This is a genomic window from Alteribacillus sp. JSM 102045, from assembly GCF_041949975.1.
Lineage (GTDB): Bacteria > Bacillota > Bacilli > Bacillales > Marinococcaceae > Alteribacillus.
Genome location: NZ_JBHFQG010000089.1, coordinates 1 through 1,579, shown reverse-complemented (window position 1 = coordinate 1,579; position 1,579 = coordinate 1). Strand labels below are relative to the sequence as shown.

Annotated in this window: 1 protein-coding gene and 1 pseudogene; one reads left to right on the top strand and one right to left on the bottom strand. The window is 36.7% G+C overall.

The annotated features are described in order from the left end of the window. Positions 1-969: 969 nt before the first annotated feature. Positions 970-1,248, top strand: a pseudogene (gene tnpA, locus ACE1TI_RS21935) (IS66 family insertion sequence element accessory protein TnpA); the annotation flags it as partial. Here tnpA and ACE1TI_RS21725 read toward each other — a convergent pair. After that, positions 1,183-1,425 carry a hypothetical protein gene (locus ACE1TI_RS21725; protein ID WP_375009585.1) on the bottom strand — a complete coding sequence of 81 codons (243 nt, stop codon included), beginning with the start codon at positions 1,423-1,425 and terminating at the stop codon, positions 1,183-1,185. The pseudogene tnpA and the gene ACE1TI_RS21725 sit on opposite strands and share 66 nt — an antisense overlap. Between the last annotated feature and the right edge of the window lie 154 nt (positions 1,426-1,579).

Below are 1,579 nucleotides of genomic sequence, written 5' to 3'. Positions count from 1 at the left end.
TGCGATGCGCTTCTCCCATATCTTTATGTGTTCCGATCGATCCATCGCAAAACCTCCTCTTTAGATCTTGAGGAGATTATCCCAAAATTCTTAGGCAATCAGAAGGTGTGATCTATTTTACGCTTACGTAATAAAAAAAGTGTACTACCACCGCGTATTTTAAAGATTGAAGAACCACCTCATCCCCTTCCTCAAACAACTCCATTGACCAAACAAAAAATCGCAGAAACAAAACGCAGAAAAAAGTGGGAAAGAGCACTTCAAGCTAAAAATTAAAGAGACAAGGTTATTCCATTCAACGTACTGTGCAAGAAATTTACAGCAGCGTGACCGACCAAGGTTACACTGGTCCTTACGGTTTTGTACGATTGCTGGTAACAGACATTCGTAAACGAAGAAAGATAGGAAAGATTCTTTAGCCATCCGCTTATTATACTAAAAAGAGATACGAGGGCGTTATAGCAATGGACATTTTCCTCATCTGCTGATCATAAAGATCTCGTTAATAACATTTTAAACAGACATGTCTTCCCTATGATCCTGGTTTGCTTTTGTTCAAGGATTCCGAGAAGCGATTTCAAACCCTGATAAGCAATTGCAAGAGCTCATCCTGTATGTAAAAAATAGGGAAGATCCTCTGACTAAAACATTTATTGATCTAATACTTGTTGACTTTACGTCAACTTTTCATGCCTGTTCATTGAAAAAGAGCAATGGCTTTATTGAAGGACATGTCAACCGATTAAAAATGATCAAGCGATTAAGCTCTTACGCACAAGGGTATTATGCGCTTCTAAATAGAACAGAGAAAAATAATAAGAATTCCCATTAGGGTAAGCGTCAAATAAAATACACGTATTAATCATAGGTTGTCGATGCGATAATCTTCTTAGAATTCGTTCGGGAGGTTATGCCATGACCCTAAAAGAAAAAAGAATCGAATGGAAAGCGTGATATGATGCTTGGAAAGAAAGCGGGCAAATGATTGCCGAATGGTGCAGAAACCAGGAAATCAAGGTCCACCAAATGTATTATTGGGTTCACCGATTTGAAAGAGGTATGGTTTCAGCAGAACCGGATACAACAGAGACCCAATGGCTGACCGTCCAAGTGGGATACAGGTTAAAATTCACCAATAGTGCGTATGAGCCATTTTCTACTTGCCAAATACAAAATACAAAATTATATATCCTTCTTGTAATCAATAAAATTTTCTATTTCTTGTGCAATGCTTTCTTTTTTATCTGATTGACCAATAGCATCACATTTTTCAAGTACCTCTGCAAATTTACGTAAGACTCTTCTAATTGGTTGTGCTATGTTTTCATCATTTTTACATATCAACTGAAACCTTCGAAGTGAATTTTTACCTACTGTACCCTCTTCATCATTCTCAAAATCACCTAAAATAGAATCACGATTCATACCAAATTTCTCTTCTAATATTAAAATTGTATGTAGTAATCTAAAACTGGACCACTGGAGTCATTGAAAAATCCCCCAGTAGTATATAATTAACCCCTGTAGAAATAAATGAATTTCTAATGGGGAGACTGGGAGCGATGATCAATTTGAAAAA

What these genes read in the sequence shown, in the direction of transcription:
- ACE1TI_RS21725 (WP_375009585.1), bottom strand. Translation starts at nt 1,425, where the DNA reads ATGAATCGTGATTCTATTTTAGGTGATTTTGAGAATGATGAAGAGGGT.